This window comes from Erwinia sp. AC075, from assembly GCF_979253995.1.
In genome coordinates this window covers 3,191,903-3,207,611 of record NZ_CEEDEU010000001.1, presented here as the reverse complement: position 1 = coordinate 3,207,611, position 15,709 = coordinate 3,191,903, and the positions used below count along the sequence as shown (strand labels likewise).

The window sequence follows — 15,709 nt, the reverse complement described above, 5'->3', positions numbered from 1 at the left end:
TTATATGGTAGGTCGATGAAATTACTCTCCCAAGTTGCAGAACAGCGTAAAACCCTCGAACAGGCGGTAGCAACAGCACTCGAACTGGCAAAAGTCAGCACCGATGGAGCGGAAGTCGCCGTGACCAAAACCACCGGCATCAGCGTCAGCACGCGCTTTGGCGAAGTGGAAAACGTAGAATTCAACAGCGATGGTGCCCTTGGCATCACCGTCTATCATCAGAACCGCAAGGGCAGCGCGTCCTCTACCGATCTTAGCCCGGATGCGATTAAGCGCACCGTGCAGGCCGCCATCGATATCGCCAAATTCACCACCGCGGATCCGTTTGCCGGTCCGGCGGATCGTGAGCTGCTGGCCTTCGATGCGCCGGATCTCGATCTGTTCCATCCGACCGATCTCGATCCGGATCGGGCGATCGAAATGGCGGCCCGCGCAGAGCAGGCCGCGCTGAAGGCCGACAAGCGCATCACCAACACCGAAGGCGGCAGCTTTAACAGCCATATCGGCATGAAGGTGTTCGGTAACAGCCACGGCATGATCCAGGGATACTCCTCCAGCCGCCACTCGATCTCCAGCAGCGTGATTGCTGAAGCCAATGGCGATATGGAACGCGATTATGCCTATACCATTGGCCGCGCGATTGAAGATTTGAAATCCCCGGAGTGGGTCGGTGAAGAGTGCGCCCGTCGCACCCTGTCCCGTCTTTCTCCGCGCAAGCTGTCCACCATGAAAGCACCGGTGCTGTTTGCTGCGGAAGTGGCCACCGGCCTGTTTGGTCACCTTGTGGGGGCCATCAGCGGCGGCAGCGTCTACCGCAAATCCACCTTCCTGCTCGATTCGATGGGCCAGCAGATCCTGCCGGAGTGGCTGACCATTCAGGAACAGCCGCATCTGCTGAAAGGGCTGGCCTCGACGCCGTTCGACAGCGAAGGCGTGCGCACCCAGCAGCGTGACATCGTCAAAGATGGCGTGCTGCAAACCTGGCTGTTAACCAGCTACTCGGCGCGCAAACTGGGGCTGCAAAGCACCGGTCACGCCGGCGGCATCCATAACTGGCGCATCGCCGGTCAGGGCGACAGCTTCGATCAGCTGCTGAAGAAAATGGGCACCGGCCTGGTGGTCACCGAGCTTATGGGGCAGGGCGTGAGCGGCATGACCGGCGATTATTCTCGCGGGGCGGCTGGCTTCTGGGTTGAAAACGGCGAGATTCAGTATCCGGTCAGCGAAGTGACCATAGCGGGCAACCTCAAAGACATGTGGATGAACATGGTCACCGTCGGCAGCGATATTGAACTGCGCAGTAACATCCAGTGTGGATCGGTGCTGCTGCCAGAAATGAAAATCGCCGGGCAGTAATTTCGTCATTTTTGCGTATTATTATGGGGTGGCCTTTGGGTCACCCTTTTTTGTCGTGCTTTTCAAATAAAAATTGTCTTACTTCTCATATAACAAGAAGGAAATGAGCAATGCGTAGAGCCTTATTAGCCGTGATGACCGCCTCCCTGTTATTCTCCAGCGTGTCGGCGATGGCCAGCCTGGAAGACGATATGGATACCCTGAATGCAGGTTTACATACCGTCAGTAAAACCGACGATGTCGGTGAGTTTAAAAAAGCCCTGACCAGCATGCGCGGTGCGGCGGAAGATGCCAAAACGCAAACCCCGGATAAGCTGAAAGGCAAACCTGCGGACAGTGCCGAAATCAAAGATTACCACGCGGGCCTCGACACGCTGATTGGTCAGATTGACAGCAGCATGAAGCTGGCCGACGCCGGCGATCTGGCCGGTGCGAAAGCGGAAGCGAAGAAATTTACCGCCACCCGCAATGAGAACCACAAAAAGTTTCGTTAATTTCCCGGGCTCTCAGGAGCCCATTTATTTACGCCGTGACTGCACGCCTGTAAATAACGCCTTTTATCCTGCCGATATTCTCCCGCATCGCGCCATTTTCCTTCTGAACGATGGCTGAAATATCCCTGAGATAAGTTTTTCCTATATCACTGACCTCTTCAGACGCATTTTTCGCTGCAAAAAATTCCCGTCAATGCATTGGCTTAGCGAATATCAGCCCTGTTCTGTGACTTTCCTCTCATTTCCTCCTCTTTTATGCATGAATTAACGATTCTGTGGCACAAGCCACACCGCTCGGTGCTATTTCCACTTCGAAGTGGAAAAAGTCGGTCTACACAGTTGCCTGCCGGAGGACTAATTTGTTTGTAACGCGAATAAACCCCGTTTCAGGCCAGAGTCCGAGCGGAACATGAGGAGCAGAGAGTGAATAATGGAGCGGTATCCGTGAGCACGACCGACGACGATCAGGCTATTCAGGCGCTGGCAGGCAAAGTGATGGCGCAGATTGCCGACCTCTTTGCGGCAAAAGCTATCGTCCCTAACGCTGTACAGCAGCAGATGCTGGCGTCGCATGTTAAGGCCATGGCGCTGCGCTCACTGACCGGCGAGCCGCTGCCTGAAGTGGAAGAGGAGCTGTTTGAAGATATCTCCCCGGAATCCATGGCTCTGGCGCAACAGGTGGTCGATCTGTTTGGCAATTTGCCAAAAGAAGAGGCCTGGCTGCTCTCCGTCCACTTTGAAGTGGCGAAAGAAAACGACTAATCCCGCAGGGCCTGCCAGCCAGGTCCGGTAAAAATTCAACATTGAGGAATTCACCATGTCACAAGTCATCGTAGTAATCGGCGATCGTTTAGGTAAAGGCCAGAAAGTGGCGGCAGGCGTTGAGAAAGCGGGCGGGAAAGCCGTGGTTGTGCCTGGCGTGGCGGCAGATATGAAGCTGGGCGACGTGATGAAAGCGGAAGGCGCCTCTTTCGGCATCTCCTTCTGCGGCAGCGGCGGCGCGGGTGCGATCACCGCACAGAACAAATATGGCTACAAGGCGAAGCACGGTATGCGTTCCGTCGACGAAGGCGTTACCGCCATCAACGAAGGTGCCACCGTACTGGGCTTCGGCTTTATGGACAAAGAAGAGTTGGGCGAGCGTCTGGTTCAGGCGTGGAACAAGAAGCACGGTAGCTGATCGATGAAGGAACAATTCACTACCACGGTGAACGTCAGCGGCAAAGGCGACAGCAAAGAGCGCGCCTTTGCCGATGCGCTAAGCCGGGTTCAGAACTCCGTGCTGAAATCGACCAACAAGGTTCTGCTGCGGATTGAACCAGAGGATGTGAAGGTGGTTCAGGCCCGGGAGAGTGTCAGGCAGGAGAAGTTTTTGTTCTTCTTTCTGGCAAGACAACGGCGGAGTTACAGCGTCGAGCTGGATATTACCGTCAACGTAACGGTGATCGACACTGACAAAGTCAGTTTCGTTTCGCAATAAAGCACTGCCTGTAAGGGCAGCAATAACCTGATTTAAAAACGTTGGCGAAAGCCTGAAAGGAAGACTGATGTTTTTAATTATTCTCTTTAAGTCACTTATTATCGGCGGTCTTGTCGGTGTGGGCGTTGGCGCCGGTGCGGCGCGCATGTTCCACGCGCCAACAACGCAGGGGATGGGGGCATTTCGTACGCTGGGTGAACTGAATTCCTGTGAAGGCGATCCTGCTTCTCACTTCTCCTTTGGCCTGGGCTTCTTCTTCAACGCCTGGGCATCGTCGGTTGCAGCCGGTTCTTTCACCCAGGACGTTGACCACCGCATCATCCCACACTGGGGCGCGGCGGCACTGATGGTGAAAAACCGCAACGTGGCAGAAACCCTGCACGACCCGAAAAAAATGGCGATTGCCTGCGGCATCATCGGCATGATCGTGGTGGCCTTCCTCAACTCTACCGCCTCAGCGGTGCCGGCCGCGCTGCAGGTGACCGCAGTGAAAGTGCTGGTGCCTGCGGCTAACCTGCTGGTGAACACCGTGATGCCGGTGATCTTCTGGCTGGCGGCGATCGATGCCGGCAAAAAATCGGGCTTCTGGGCCACCATCTTCGGCGGCCTGGCGCAGCTGATCATGGGTAACGCCGTCCCTGGCCTGGTGCTGGGTATCCTGATCGGTAAAGGCGTCGAAGAAGCCGGCTGGAACAAAGTCACCAAGGTGATGATGGCGGCGATTGTGCTGCTGTTCGTGCTGAGCGGCTTCTTCCGCGGCTTCGATATGAAAGTGCTGCAGTCCTTCCAACTGGGCGTCCCAGGCTGGCTGGATATGATCCACAACTCCCTGAGCGGCAAATAAGAGGAACGGTCAATGGAAGAGTCAAAAAGCGGTTTCTGGTATGCCGACTGGTCTTTCCCGATTTTCGTCGGGTTGCTGTCAGCCGGGGTGTTTGCGGGAACGCACATGTACTACACCTATGGCCTGGGCGCGTTTAACGAAGTGGCCTTCGTTTCAATGCTGCGTTCCGGCATGGAAACCGGCGTGTATGGCGCGGTAGCGGCCTTCGGTGCCAGCTTCCTGTTTGCCCGCATCATTGAAGGTTCGCTGGTCGGGATCCTCGATATCGGCGGTGCCATTCAGACCGGCGTCGGCCTCGGCGTGCCGGCGCTGCTGCTGGGTGCCGGGATCGTCTATCCGGTCGCCAACTTTGCCGCCTCGCTGGTGACAGGCCTGGTGATTGGCGTGGCGATTGGCTACCTGATTATCCTCGCGCGTAAGTTCACCATCAACAACAGCGACTCCACTTACGGTGCCGACGTGATGATGGGCGCGGGTAACTCCTCAGGTCGTTTCCTTGGGCCGCTGATCATCCTGTCGGCAATGACCGCATCGATTCCAATCGGTCTGGGTTCGCTGGTCGGCGCACTGTTGTTCTATCTCTGGAACAAACCGATTACCGGTGGCGCGATCCTCGGCGCCATGCTGCTGGGTGCGATTTTCCCGGTCGCGCTCTGATGTAACGGCGGTTTACCCATCTCGGGTAAACCGCTTAATCGGATGTCATCCCATCCGGTGCAAGAAGGAGTTTGTTATGTATGACCTGATTATTCGCCGTGCACGCCTTGCCGATGGCAGCGTGACGGATATCGCCCTGCAGGACGGCAAAATCGCCGCGCTGGGGGAGGTGACGGGCACGGCCACTGCCGAGCGCGATCTGGCCGGACGTTACTGGCTGAGCGCAGGCTGGATTGATTCCCACGTTCACTGCTACCCGAAATCCCCGATTTATCATGACGAAGCGGATCGCATTGGCGTTGATACCGGCGTCACCACCGTCGTCGATGCCGGCAGCACCGGCGCTGACGATGTTGACGAGTTTTACCGCCTGACCCGCAGCGCCAATACCCAGGTGTATGCCTTGCTGAACATTGCCCGCACCGGGATTGTGACGCAAAACGAACTGGCCGATATGACCCAGATTGATAAGGTTGGCGTGCGCGATGCGGTGCAGCGTTTACCGGCCTTCATCATCGGTATTAAGGCGCGTATGAGCAGCAGCGTGGTCGGTGCCAACGGCATCAAACCCTTGCTCCGCGCCAAAGAGATCCAGCATGAGATTGGCGATCTGCCGCTGATGGTGCATATCGGCAACAATCCGCCCGATCTGGATGAAATCGCCGATCTGCTGACCCGTGGCGACATCATCACCCACTGCTACAACGGCAAGCCAAACCGCATCCTGACCCCGGCGGGCGAGCTGCGTGCGTCGGTCAGCCGCGCCATCCATCGCGGCGTGCGTCTGGATGTCGGTCACGGCAGCGCCAGCTTCAGCTTTGACGTGGCCCGCGTGGCGATTGCACGCGGCATTTTGCCGCACAGCATCAGCTCCGATATCTATTGCCGCAACCGCCTGAACGGCCCGGTGTATACCCTGGCCCACGTGATGTCCAAATTCTTTAACGTCGGCATGACCCTGCCGCAGATTATCGACTGTGTGACCGTTAACGCGGCGGAAGGCCTGCGTCTGCACAGTAAAGGGCGGCTGGAAGTGGGAAGGGATGCCGACCTGACTATTTTTGACGTCAAAGAGGAAACTTGCCTGTTTACCGACTCCGAAGGGCAGTCAGTTTCGGGTGAGAAGCAGCTGGTACCACTGGCCGCCGTTGTTGGCGGTCAGTGGTTCATTACCGACGAAGGGAAAAAGAATCATGTCTTCGATTTATGAAAAATACGGCTTAAAGCAGGTCATTAACGCCTCTGGCCGCATGACTATCCTCGGAGTGTCTACGCCCAGTGCCGACGTGGTTGAGACCGTCAACTATGGCCTGAATCACTATTTCGAAATGAAAGACCTGGTGAACAAAACCGGGGCTTACATTGCCAACCTGCTCGGCTGTGAAGATGCCGTGGTGGTCTCCTGCGCCTCTGCCGGCATCGCGCAGTCCGTGGCAGCAGTGATCGTGAAAGACGATGACTGGCTGCTGGAAAACCTGCACGCCACGCCGCTGATTGTGCCGCACGACATCGTGGTGCCGAAGGGCCATAACGTCAATTTCGGTGCGCCGGTGGGCACCATGGTGGCGATGGGCGGTGGACGCCTGGTGGAAGCGGGCTGGGCGAACGAATGCTCCGCCGATCAGCTTTCTGCGGCGATCACGCCACAGACCGCGGCCATTATGTATATCAAGTCTCACCACTGCGTGCAGAAGAGCCATCTGAGCGTTGAGCAGGCAGCCGTCGTCGCCCGTAAACACGGGGTTCCGCTGATTGTGGATGCCGCCGCCGAAGAAGATTTGCAGTGCTACTACCAGTACGGTGCCGATCTGGTGATTTACAGCGGTGCGAAAGCGATTGAAGGGCCAACCAGCGGGCTGGTGATGGGCCGTAAGCAGTACGTTGAGTGGGTTAAACGCCAGTCGATGGGGATCGGCCGCGCGATGAAGGTCGGCAAAGAGGGCATTCTTGGCCTGACCCAGGCGATTGAAAACTATCTGGTCAACGAGAAAGTCTCGGGTGCGCAGATGGTGGAAAAAATGACGCCGTTTATCAACAGCCTGAACTCGCTGAATGGCATCACTTCGCGCGTGGTCTGGGATGCGGCGGGCCGTGATATCGCCCGTACCGAAATTCATTTCGATGAGGCGGTGATTGGCCACACCACCGGCGAGCTGGTGCAGGCGCTGAAAACCGGCGTCATCGCCATCTACTTCCGCGGCTATAAGGCCAACGAAGGCATCGTCGAAGTGGATGTGCGCAGCGTCTCGCCAGAGCAGCTCAACACCATCTATCTGTGCATTAAAGCCCTATTAGCAGGAGAGAAATAAGCATGACGCTGACCCCGAAATTTTATAAAGACCGCGTATGTCTGAACGTGCTGGCCGGTTCGAAAGAGAATGCCCGTGAGATCTGGCAGGCGGCGGAAGGCCATGTGCTGGTGGGCGTACTGTCCAAAAACTACGACAGCGTGGCCAGCGCGGTGAGCGATATGCGTGAGTACGCGGCGCTGATCGATAACGCGCTGTCGGTGGGGCTGGGTGCCGGCGATCCGAACCAGTCGGCGATGGTCAGCGCCATCTCCGCTGAGATCCAGCCGCAGCACGTGAATCAGGTATTCACCGGGGCCGCCACCAGCCGCGCCTTGCTGGGACAGGATCAGACCGTGGTCAACGCGCTGATCTCGCCCACCGGCAAGGTCGGCTTGGTTAAAATCTCCACCGGCCCGCTGAGTTCCAAAGCCGCCGATGCGATTGTCCCGGTAGAAACCGCCATCGCCCTGCTGAAAGATATGGGTGCCAGCTCGGTGAAATACTTCCCGATGGGCGGCCTGAAATCGATCGACGAATTCAAGGCGGTTGCTAAAGCCTGTGCAGAACAGGACTTCTGGCTGGAGCCGACCGGCGGCATCGATCTGGAGAACTACGAAGCGATCCTGCAGATCGCGCTGGATGCCGGCGTACCGAAGATCATTCCGCATATTTACAGCTCAATCATCGATAAAGAGAGCGGTAATACCCGTCCGGCCGATGTCAGCACGCTGCTGGCGATGACCAAAAAGTTGGTCGGTTAAGTGCTCACGGCGGGCGTTCTGCCCGCCGCTTCTGTAGTCCCCTGACATTTCTTTGCGAGGAACACCATGCGTAACTGGTCTTTGATCTCTGCCGTGTCTGTCGCGTTGATGGCGACGGTTCCCCTGGTGGCACAGGCGCAGTTTGCCTGGGTCGGCACCTATAATCCCAATGGTGAAGGCCTTTACCGCTTCCAGGTTAACCCGGCCGACGGCGCGCTGAGTGGCAAAACGCTGGTCAGCCAGCTGGCCAATCCGGCGCAGCTGACGGCGGATGCCAAAGGCAAGACGCTGTATGTTGCCAGCGAGAGCGAGAAGGGCGTGGTGGTGGCGTATGCCATTGCCGCAGATGGCAGTCTGAGCAAGCTGAATGAAGTCAGTACCCACGGTGCAGGACCGGTTTACCTGTCGCTGACGCCAGACGGTAAATTCCTGCTGGTCGCCAACTACGTCAGCGGCAGCAAAGCGGTGCTGCCGGTGCTGGCCGATGGTCGCCTGGCGGAGGCCAGCGACACGCAGCAGGATCAGGGACCGGCAGGCGCCGCGAAACCGGCAGCCGCCGTTGAGGGCAGCTTTGCGGTCAGCGATCATAACGGCCCGCATGCCCATATGATCGCCACCGATCTGAGCGGTAAGTTTGTCTTCTCCACCGATCTGGGGCTGGATCGTATCTATCAGTACCGACTCAGTGCCGATGGCAAGCTGCAGCCGAATACGCCGGCCTGGATCCCGGCTTCGTCAGCCGGTGCCGGACCCCGCCACTTTGTCTTCCATCCCGACGGTCATTCGGTTTATTTGATCAACGAAGAAGCCTCGACGCTGACTCACTATCTGCTGAACCGCAAAACGGGTACGCTTAGCGAAGCGGCGACCGTCCCGGCGCTGCCTGCGGGCTACAAGGGCACCAGCTTTGCCGCTGGCCTTGTGATCGATAAGGCCGGGAAAAACCTCTATGTCGCCAATCGCCTGCATAACAGCATTGCGCATTTCGCCATCGAGGCCAACGGCACGCTGACGCAGAAAGACGATGTCTGGACGCGCGGCGATTACACGCGCACCTTGACGCTGTCTCCAGATGGTAAGACTCTGTATGCCATGAATCAGCGCAGCGATAACATCACCCGTTTCAAGGTGGATCCCGCGAATGGCGCCCTGTCGTTTACCAACGACTACACCGCGGTTGGGGCTCCGTCTCAACTGGTGTTAACGCCGTAATTATTCAGGGGCCGACGCTGTTCGGCCCTCTGCTTCCGCCCCGCAATCACAGGATAAAGAGTGAGATTCCCAAACCAACGCCTTGCCCAACTGTTCGATCTGCTTCAAAACGAGACGTTGCCTCAGGATGAACTGGCGCGACGTTTTGACGTTTCCACCCGCACCGTCCGCACCGATATCACCACCCTGAATGAGCTGCTGGCCGATCACGGCGTCCGTCTGGTGTTAAACCGTGGCGAGGGCTATCAGCTGAAAGTGGATGATGAGGCGCTTTACCGCCAGCTGCAGGATCAGTCACCGTCACATCTCCGCGTGCCGCGCACCTCCGCCGCCCGCGTACACTATCTGTTAACCCGTTTTCTCACTTCAGCTTTTTCCCTGAAGCTGGAAGATCTGGCTGATGAGTGGTTTGTCAGCCGCGCCACGCTACAAAGTGATATGGCTGAAGTGAGAGAGTGGCTGGGGCGTTACCAGCTGGCGATTGAAACCAAGCCGCGTTACGGCATGAAGCTGTTTGGCAGCGAAGTGGCGATGCGTACCTGCCTGACCGATCTGCTGTATAAAATCGCCCAGGAAGACAGCGAAGATCCGTTGTTGAATCTGGAAGCGCTGAACAGCGGCATGTTAGGCACGCTGCAGCCGTTGCTGCATCAGTGCTTCAGCCGCTTCCATATCCGCATGACCGATGACAGCGAGTTCTATCTGCGGCTGTATTGCGCGGTCGCGGTCAGGCGCATCAGCGAAGGCTATCCGCTGTCTGATTTCAGCGCGGAAGACGTCGATGAAGACGTGCGCGATGCGGCGCGGCATATCATCAACCTGATGCGGCCAATCACCGGCAAGGCGATCTCGCCGTCGGAAGAGGCCTACCTGCGGGTGAATATCGCGGCACGGCGCGTCGAGGAGATTGCGCCCAGCGCCATCAGCCCGGATGACGGCGAGGCGCTGGTGGATTACATCCTCAGCTACATCAACAGCCACTACAATTTCAACCTGCAGAACGATCCCCAACTCCGCGCTGACCTGCTGACGCATATCAAAACCATGATCACCCGCGTTCGCTATCAGATAAATATTCCCAACCCGCTGCTGGCCAATATCAAACAGCATTACCCGATGGCGTATGACGTCACGCTGGCTGCGGTCTCCAGCTGGGGCAAGTACACGCCTTATGTGATCAGCGAAAACGAGATTGGCTTCCTGGTGCTGCATATCGGCGTCGGTCTGGAGCGGCATTACAACGTCGGCTATCAGCGGCATCCGCAGATCCTGCTGGTTTGCGACACCGGCAATTCGACGGTGCGGATGATCCAGGCGATGCTGACGCGGAAATATCCGCAAATCGTCCTCAGTCATATCGTCTCGCTGCGGGAGTACGAGCAGAAGCAGAGCATCGAGGAAGATTTTGTCATTTCTACCGCGCGGCTGACCGAGAAAGATAAGCCGGTGGTGGTGATGTCGCCGTTCCCGACGGATTACCAGCTGGAGCAGATTGGTAAGCTGGTGCTGGTGGATCGTACCCGGCCCTATATGCTGGAAAAATACTTCGATGCCAGCCACTTCCGCATCATCGACCAGCCGATGACCCAGGCCGAACTGTTCCAGAGCCTGTGCCAACAGCTGGAGCAGGAAGGGGTGGTCGACAGCGATTTCTGGCCGTCGGTGGAAGAGCGTGAAGCGATCGTCAGCACCATGCTGGGCGAGGGCATCGCGCTGCCGCACTCCCTTGGCCTGCTGGCGAAGAAAACCGTGGTGTACACCGTGCTGGCCCCACAGGGCATTGCCTGGGGAGAAGAGACCGCCCACGTCATTTTTCTGCTGGCGATCAGCAAAACGGAATACGAAGAGGCAATGGCGATCTACGATCTGTTCGTCACTTTTATGCGCGAAAGGGCGATGACCCGGCTGCGGGACAGTGGCGATTTTGCCAGTTTTAAAGCGGTGGCGATGGACTGTTTAAGTCGGTTGTAGCGGCAAGGAAGGCAGGAATAAAGTCCGCCCGTGCAGAGGGTTGCACGGGCGGTTAGCGCTTACTTCAGAATAGTAAAGGCGGTGGTGACGTGCTTCACGCCGCTCACCCGGCTGGCAATATCAGCCGCGCTTTTCGCTTCAGTATCGGTCACCAGCCCCAGCAGGAACACTTCGCCGTTCTCGGTGGTCACCTTCACATTGGACGATTTCACCTGGTCGCTGGACAGCAACTGCGAGCGCACCTTGGTGGTGATCCAGGTATCCGAAGAGGCGGTGCCGAAGCTGGCTTTGTCGCCGGTACGGATTTCGTTATACACCTCATTCGCGCCGTCGACACCCATGGTGATCTGCTTCGCACGGCTGGCGATATCCGCCGTTGGCGACTGGCCGGTCAGCAGGACTTTGCCCTGATAGGCCGTGGCGACGATATGGGCGTCATTTTTAATCTGCTGGTCTTTGCCAAGCGCATTGCTGACGCGCAGCTCGAGCGTGCTGTCGTCAACCTGGGTCCCAACGGTACGTGGGTCAGTGGCGGATTTGGTCGCTACCGCTGCACTGCCAATCACCGCAGCCACACAGCCCTGTAACATCAGCGCGGTCAGTACCACGGCCAGAGTTGGTAATACCTTCATTTAAGCTCCTTTAAACGTCCTGGTGGGGAAACAAGGTGTTATCGATTAAATCGCACAGGCAATTCACGGTTAACATGTGCATTTCCTGAATCCTCGCGCTTCGGTGCGAGGGGATGCGAATTTCCACATCCTGTGGTCCCAGTAAACCGGCGAGCTCGCCGCCGTCATAACCGGTAAGCGCGATGATGGTCATGTCGCGCGTTACCGCTGCTTCTACGGCCTTCACAATATCACGGCTGTTGCCGCGGGTTGAGATGGCCAGCAGAATGTCGCCCGCCTGGCCCAACGCCCGGACCTGTTTGGCGTAAATCTCTTCGTGCAGACGATCGTTACCGATGGCCGTCAGCAGCACGTTATCCGCACTCAGCGCGATCGCCGGCAGGCTTGGCCGCTCCGTTTCATAACGGTTGATCATGCTGGCGGCAAAATGCTGGGCATTGGCGCTTGAGGTTCCATTGCCACAGCTCAGAATTTTGTTGCCGTTCAACAGCGACTGAACCATGGTCATCGCTGCATTGGAGATGGCATCCGGAAGCGCTTCTGCCGCGGCAATCTGCGTCTGAATACTTTCGGTAAAACATACTTTTATTCTTTCCAGCACTTCATTCACCTGGTCAGTCGTTGGTGGAGTGTCTACTCCACCGAAAAGGCATTGGGTAACCAGTCAACCTGGGTGCCGGTTATCGCAATCACATCAAAACGGCAGTCTGCGCTATCCAGGCTGCTGTTGCGTCCCCGAAGCCACACCGCTGCGGCGCGCAGCAGCTTACGCTGCTTGCTGCGGGTCACGCTGGCGGCGGCGCCACCAAACGCATCGCTACGACGATACCGCACCTCGACAAACACCCACGTCAGCCGGTCGCGCATAATCAGGTCAATTTCCCCGACGCGATAGCGGACGTTGGCCGCCACAAAGGTTAACCCTGCATGCTCCAGCAGGCGGCGGGCCTGAAGCTCATAGCCCGCCCCCGTTTGCTGGCGACTCAGTTTGCCGGAACGATTTGCCCCTGGCGATACTGGTTCCATGTCAACTTCCTGTTGATAACACAGTCCTGAGTTGCGCTCAGGTTGCCGGTTTCCCCTTTCACCTGGAAGCCTGGCAGCTGGCGCATTTCGTTAAAGTGGTTTGCCAGTGTCCAGGCATCCACGCCCATGGCATACAAACGAACCAACGAGTAATCGTTGTTGAAGTTTTTAGCGGCCTGCTGCAGCAGGGCCGGGTTTGAACCGGACAGCAGCGGCGCATCGCTGAACTGCAGACCTTCCATCTCCAGACGGTAGTCCGGGCCGGAACCGGCCTGGAAGCTGCGGGAGCTGGCATACATCTGCACCATGCTGCGGCTGCTGACGCGCATAGAGATCATCGGTTTGATCAGCGCCATTTCACCTTCGGTGGCCACAATGTAGACCGCGTCGACGCTGCCGCCATTGCCCGACGTTGCCGCCACTGGCTCGGGCTGCGTCGGTGCCGGAATGGTCAGCCCGGCAATGGTCACACCCTGCGGCTGAGCCGGTTCGGTGGTAATTGGCGTGCCGGTCAGTTGCAGGCCTGCACCGCTGTTGATGCCCTGCTTCAGTTCACCGGTCGAGCCAAACTGCTGTTGCAGTACGGTGCTGCCGCCCAGCTTCTGCCATTCGGTGGCGAACGCCTTGCTGACGCGGTCACCCAGCGAGCTGCGTGGCACCATCAGCAGTGGCGAGCGCTTGCCCTGATCCCACATATGATGAGCGGCATCACGGGCTTCGTCTTCAGGAGAAAGCGCAAAGTAGCAAAGATTCGGATGGTTCTGTACCGACTCCGGCTCGTTCAGCGCAAGGATATTCAGCGGGGTTTGCAGTGAAGAGAGCTTCTCGACGTTGCTTTTGATCAACGGGCCGACCACCAGCGTGGCGCCATCTTTCTGTGCCTGCGCCAGCACCTGGTCAATCGGCTGGGTGCTGGTGTCATACACCTGGACCTGAGTTGCGCTCGACGGTGGCGCGGTTTGCGCGACGTTGCCGGACTGAGCAGCAGGCTGCGCCTGAGCGGCATTGGCGTCTGGCGTCGCACTGGCGTTCTGATTAGCTTCCACTGGCGCTGCGGATGGGCTGACCGCCGCGGCCGGATCGGCTGGATTGGTCGCCGCCGCCGGCTGTGCGCTGCCATCGGCGGCGGGTGTGCTGGCCGCGGCAGGTGCCGGGGCGGCCGCCTGGGTCAGCACGCCGTTTTTCGCGTCGTTAAAGCCTTTCTGAATGGCGTTGGCAAAGATCTGCGCCTGACCGCTTAATGGCAGCAGCAGGGCAATTTTACCGGTGGTCGACTGCTGGAAGTTCTGCACCTGGCTCAACGCCGTTGGCAGCATTTTCGCCGCCGGGTTAACCGGGTAGCGGGTCTGCCAGTCCTTCAGACCGGCTTTCAGCATGTCGGGATCGTTGCTGTTGGCCTTATACACGCTCAGCAAATCCAGCCAGCCTTGCAGCGTATTCTCGTCAGCGTTGATCACCATGTTGCTGACCTGAGCAGGCGACATCTGCACCAGCGTCTGCCAGGTGGCATCAATGTTCTTCTGTTTGTCGGCCGGATTGGTCAACAACGGCTCTTGCGCGATGTATGCACGCAGCACGTCCAGCGAAGGACGACCCTGGTTCGCGGCAATCTGCAGCTGGTAGTAACGGGCCTGCTGCTCTTTCGATAACGCGCTAACATCAACCTGTTTTAACAGGCCCGCCGCGCCATTCACGTCCTGCTGAGTCAGCTTAACCTGCGTCTGTAACAGCAGCGCTTCCTGACGTTGGGTATCGTTTAACGTCTGCGGCAGACTGGAAAGCTGGTCGTTGGCCTGAGGGAACTTCCCTTCGTTGAGCAGCGCTTTGATTGCGAGTAATTGCCAGTCAACCTTGTTATCATCTGAACTTTGCTGCATTTGCTGCAGATAATAGTCAGAGGTGCCTGTAGCTGCGCCTTGCACATTCGCCTCTGGCGTTTGCGGACCCTGGCTTGAACACCCCGCAAAGAACAGGGCGGCCAGTAGAACAGGCATGCAGCGTCCTGCTTTGTTATGAATGACTTTCGAAGGAAGCATACTGTATCCAGTGATGTTTTTTTCAAGATGCTCAATATTAAATCGGCAATTCGGATCACACAATGAAACAACGCGATGATATTTCTGCCAGCACGCTCTATATCGTTCCAACCCCGATCGGTAATCTGGGCGATATCACCCAGCGTGCGCTGACGGTGCTTGCGGGCGTCGATCTGATCGCAGCGGAAGATACACGTCATACCGGACTGTTGCTACAACATTTCGCCATCAATGCGCGCCTGTTCGCATTGCACGATCATAACGAACAGTACAAAGCCGAAACGTTGATTGCCAAGCTGCAGGAAGGCCAAAGCATCGCCTTAGTTTCCGATGCCGGCACGCCGTTAATCAACGATCCTGGCTACCATCTGGTGCGTCGTTGCCGTGAAGCCGGTATCCGCGTCGTTCCACTGCCTGGCGCCTGCGCCGCGATCACAGCATTAAGCGCAGCGGGGTTACCGTCCGATCGATTCTGTTACGAAGGATTTCTACCGGCCAAAAGCAAAGGACGTTGCGATACGCTTCGCGAGCTGGAACAGGAACCGCGCACGCTGATCTTTTACGAATCCACCCACCGTCTGCTGGAGAGTCTACAGGATATGGTGACGGTTTGGGGACCGGATCGCTATGTTGTGCTGGCCCGCGAGATCACTAAAACCTGGGAAAGCATTCAAGGCGCGCCGGTGGGCGAGCTGCTGGCCTGGGTTCTGGAAGATGAAAACCGCCGTAAAGGCGAGATGGTATTGATTGTCGAAGGTTTCCACGCCGAGGAAGACGCGCTGCCGCCGGAAGCACTGCGCACCCTGGCGCTGTTGCAGAAGGAGCTTCCGCTGAAAAAAGCCGCGCAATTAACCGCCGAAATCCACGCTGTGAAAAAAAATGCGCTGTATAAATACGCTCTGGAGCAGCAAGAGGGGTGACAAATCGCGCGGGATCCCCTATTATCCGC

17 protein-coding genes are annotated in these 15,709 nt (G+C 57.5%); 13 read left to right on the top strand and 4 right to left on the bottom strand.

Features of this window, described 5'->3' with window-relative positions; genetic code table 11:
* Positions 1-15: 15 nt before the first annotated feature.
* The 12 genes from pmbA (at position 16) to AC0IXH_RS15135 (ending at position 11,066) form a co-directional block, all read left to right on the top strand.
* Entirely contained in the window at positions 16-1,356 is a 1,341-nt protein-coding gene (gene pmbA / locus AC0IXH_RS15190) for a metalloprotease PmbA (protein ID WP_151038410.1), read from the top strand.
* Between the two features lie 110 nt (positions 1,357-1,466).
* Positions 1,467-1,850: a cytochrome b562 gene (gene cybC, locus AC0IXH_RS15185; protein WP_013200520.1), complete on the top strand. Its 384-nt coding sequence runs from the start codon at positions 1,467-1,469 to the stop codon at positions 1,848-1,850.
* A gap of 444 nt (positions 1,851-2,294) precedes the next feature.
* Positions 2,295-2,612: a glycine dehydrogenase gene (locus AC0IXH_RS15180; RefSeq protein ID WP_134823326.1), complete on the top strand. Its 318-nt coding sequence runs from the start codon at positions 2,295-2,297 to the stop codon at positions 2,610-2,612.
* Between the two features lie 55 nt (positions 2,613-2,667).
* Positions 2,668-3,030 carry an SFCGS family glycine-rich protein gene (locus AC0IXH_RS15175; RefSeq protein ID WP_013200522.1) on the top strand — a complete coding sequence of 121 codons (363 nt, stop codon included), beginning with the start codon at positions 2,668-2,670 and terminating at the stop codon, positions 3,028-3,030.
* Positions 3,031-3,033: 3 nt separating this feature from the next.
* A complete protein-coding gene (locus tag AC0IXH_RS15170; RefSeq protein WP_471720660.1) occupies positions 3,034-3,330 on the top strand; it encodes a DUF4312 family protein in 297 nt (98 codons plus the stop codon).
* A 67-nt stretch (positions 3,331-3,397) separates the two neighbouring features.
* The gene (locus AC0IXH_RS15165) at positions 3,398-4,174 is read left to right on the top strand and encodes a DUF4311 domain-containing protein (RefSeq protein WP_106381837.1); all 777 of its coding nucleotides are present in this window, start codon (positions 3,398-3,400) and stop codon (positions 4,172-4,174) included.
* Between the two features lie 12 nt (positions 4,175-4,186).
* A complete protein-coding gene (locus AC0IXH_RS15160) occupies positions 4,187-4,831 on the top strand; it encodes a DUF4310 family protein (RefSeq protein WP_013200525.1) in 645 nt (214 codons plus the stop codon).
* A 76-nt stretch (positions 4,832-4,907) separates the two neighbouring features.
* Positions 4,908-6,041, top strand: a complete 1,134-nt coding sequence (locus tag AC0IXH_RS15155) for an amidohydrolase/deacetylase family metallohydrolase (RefSeq protein ID WP_471720659.1) — start codon at positions 4,908-4,910, stop codon at positions 6,039-6,041.
* Positions 6,025-7,140 (top strand): DgaE family pyridoxal phosphate-dependent ammonia lyase, encoded by a 1,116-nt coding sequence (locus AC0IXH_RS15150; RefSeq protein ID WP_041691878.1) that lies wholly within the window; start codon positions 6,025-6,027, stop codon positions 7,138-7,140. The genes AC0IXH_RS15155 and AC0IXH_RS15150 overlap by 17 nt, the downstream gene beginning before the upstream one ends.
* A 2-nt stretch (positions 7,141-7,142) precedes the next feature.
* Positions 7,143-7,883, top strand: coding sequence for a 2-dehydro-3-deoxy-phosphogluconate aldolase (dagF, locus tag AC0IXH_RS15145; RefSeq protein WP_013200528.1), 741 nt, complete (start codon positions 7,143-7,145; stop codon positions 7,881-7,883).
* A 66-nt stretch (positions 7,884-7,949) separates the two neighbouring features.
* Positions 7,950-9,095, top strand: a complete 1,146-nt coding sequence (locus tag AC0IXH_RS15140) for a lactonase family protein (RefSeq protein WP_013200529.1) — start codon at positions 7,950-7,952, stop codon at positions 9,093-9,095.
* Positions 9,096-9,155: 60 nt separating this feature from the next.
* Positions 9,156-11,066, top strand: coding sequence for a BglG family transcription antiterminator (locus AC0IXH_RS15135; RefSeq protein WP_346566881.1), 1,911 nt, complete (start codon positions 9,156-9,158; stop codon positions 11,064-11,066).
* Between the two features lie 59 nt (positions 11,067-11,125).
* Here the strand turns inward: AC0IXH_RS15135 and dolP are convergent, their stop codons facing one another.
* Genes dolP through AC0IXH_RS15115 form a run of 4 tightly spaced genes read right to left on the bottom strand, consistent with a single transcriptional unit; the run spans position 11,126 to position 14,760 of the window.
* Positions 11,126-11,698, bottom strand: a complete 573-nt coding sequence (gene dolP / locus AC0IXH_RS15130; RefSeq protein ID WP_013200531.1) for a division/outer membrane stress-associated lipid-binding lipoprotein — start codon at positions 11,696-11,698, stop codon at positions 11,126-11,128.
* 10 nt (positions 11,699-11,708) lie between these two features.
* Positions 11,709-12,299, bottom strand: a complete 591-nt coding sequence (gene diaA / locus AC0IXH_RS15125; RefSeq protein WP_013200532.1) for a DnaA initiator-associating protein DiaA — start codon at positions 12,297-12,299, stop codon at positions 11,709-11,711.
* A gap of 32 nt (positions 12,300-12,331) precedes the next feature.
* Entirely contained in the window at positions 12,332-12,724 is a 393-nt protein-coding gene (locus AC0IXH_RS15120; RefSeq protein WP_346566883.1) for a YraN family protein, read from the bottom strand.
* Positions 12,682-14,760, bottom strand: coding sequence for a penicillin-binding protein activator (locus tag AC0IXH_RS15115; RefSeq protein WP_471720658.1), 2,079 nt, complete (start codon positions 14,758-14,760; stop codon positions 12,682-12,684). Before AC0IXH_RS15115 ends, AC0IXH_RS15120 begins: the two co-directional genes overlap by 43 nt.
* 62 nt (positions 14,761-14,822) lie before the next feature.
* On the opposite strand from AC0IXH_RS15115, the gene rsmI reads away from it, so the two are divergent.
* The gene (rsmI, locus tag AC0IXH_RS15110) at positions 14,823-15,680 is read left to right on the top strand and encodes a 16S rRNA (cytidine(1402)-2'-O)-methyltransferase (RefSeq protein WP_206404178.1); all 858 of its coding nucleotides are present in this window, start codon (positions 14,823-14,825) and stop codon (positions 15,678-15,680) included.
* Positions 15,681-15,709 lie beyond the last annotated feature (29 nt).

Coding starts and splice junctions, on each gene's coding strand:
- AC0IXH_RS15150 (WP_041691878.1), top strand. CDS start 6,025: ATGTCTTCGATTTATGAAAAATACGGCTTAAAGCAGGTCATTAACGCC.
- dolP (WP_013200531.1), bottom strand. CDS start 11,698: ATGAAGGTATTACCAACTCTGGCCGTGGTACTGACCGCGCTGATGTTA.
- pmbA (WP_151038410.1), top strand. CDS start 16: ATGAAATTACTCTCCCAAGTTGCAGAACAGCGTAAAACCCTCGAACAG.
- cybC (WP_013200520.1), top strand. CDS start 1,467: ATGCGTAGAGCCTTATTAGCCGTGATGACCGCCTCCCTGTTATTCTCC.
- AC0IXH_RS15165 (WP_106381837.1), top strand. CDS start 3,398: ATGTTTTTAATTATTCTCTTTAAGTCACTTATTATCGGCGGTCTTGTC.
- dagF (WP_013200528.1), top strand. CDS start 7,143: ATGACGCTGACCCCGAAATTTTATAAAGACCGCGTATGTCTGAACGTG.
- AC0IXH_RS15115 (WP_471720658.1), bottom strand. CDS start 14,760: ATGCTTCCTTCGAAAGTCATTCATAACAAAGCAGGACGCTGCATGCCT.
- AC0IXH_RS15160 (WP_013200525.1), top strand. CDS start 4,187: ATGGAAGAGTCAAAAAGCGGTTTCTGGTATGCCGACTGGTCTTTCCCG.
- AC0IXH_RS15140 (WP_013200529.1), top strand. CDS start 7,950: ATGCGTAACTGGTCTTTGATCTCTGCCGTGTCTGTCGCGTTGATGGCG.
- AC0IXH_RS15175 (WP_013200522.1), top strand. CDS start 2,668: ATGTCACAAGTCATCGTAGTAATCGGCGATCGTTTAGGTAAAGGCCAG.
- AC0IXH_RS15120 (WP_346566883.1), bottom strand. CDS start 12,724: ATGGAACCAGTATCGCCAGGGGCAAATCGTTCCGGCAAACTGAGTCGC.
- rsmI (WP_206404178.1), top strand. CDS start 14,823: ATGAAACAACGCGATGATATTTCTGCCAGCACGCTCTATATCGTTCCA.
- AC0IXH_RS15155 (WP_471720659.1), top strand. CDS start 4,908: ATGTATGACCTGATTATTCGCCGTGCACGCCTTGCCGATGGCAGCGTG.
- AC0IXH_RS15170 (WP_471720660.1), top strand. CDS start 3,034: ATGAAGGAACAATTCACTACCACGGTGAACGTCAGCGGCAAAGGCGAC.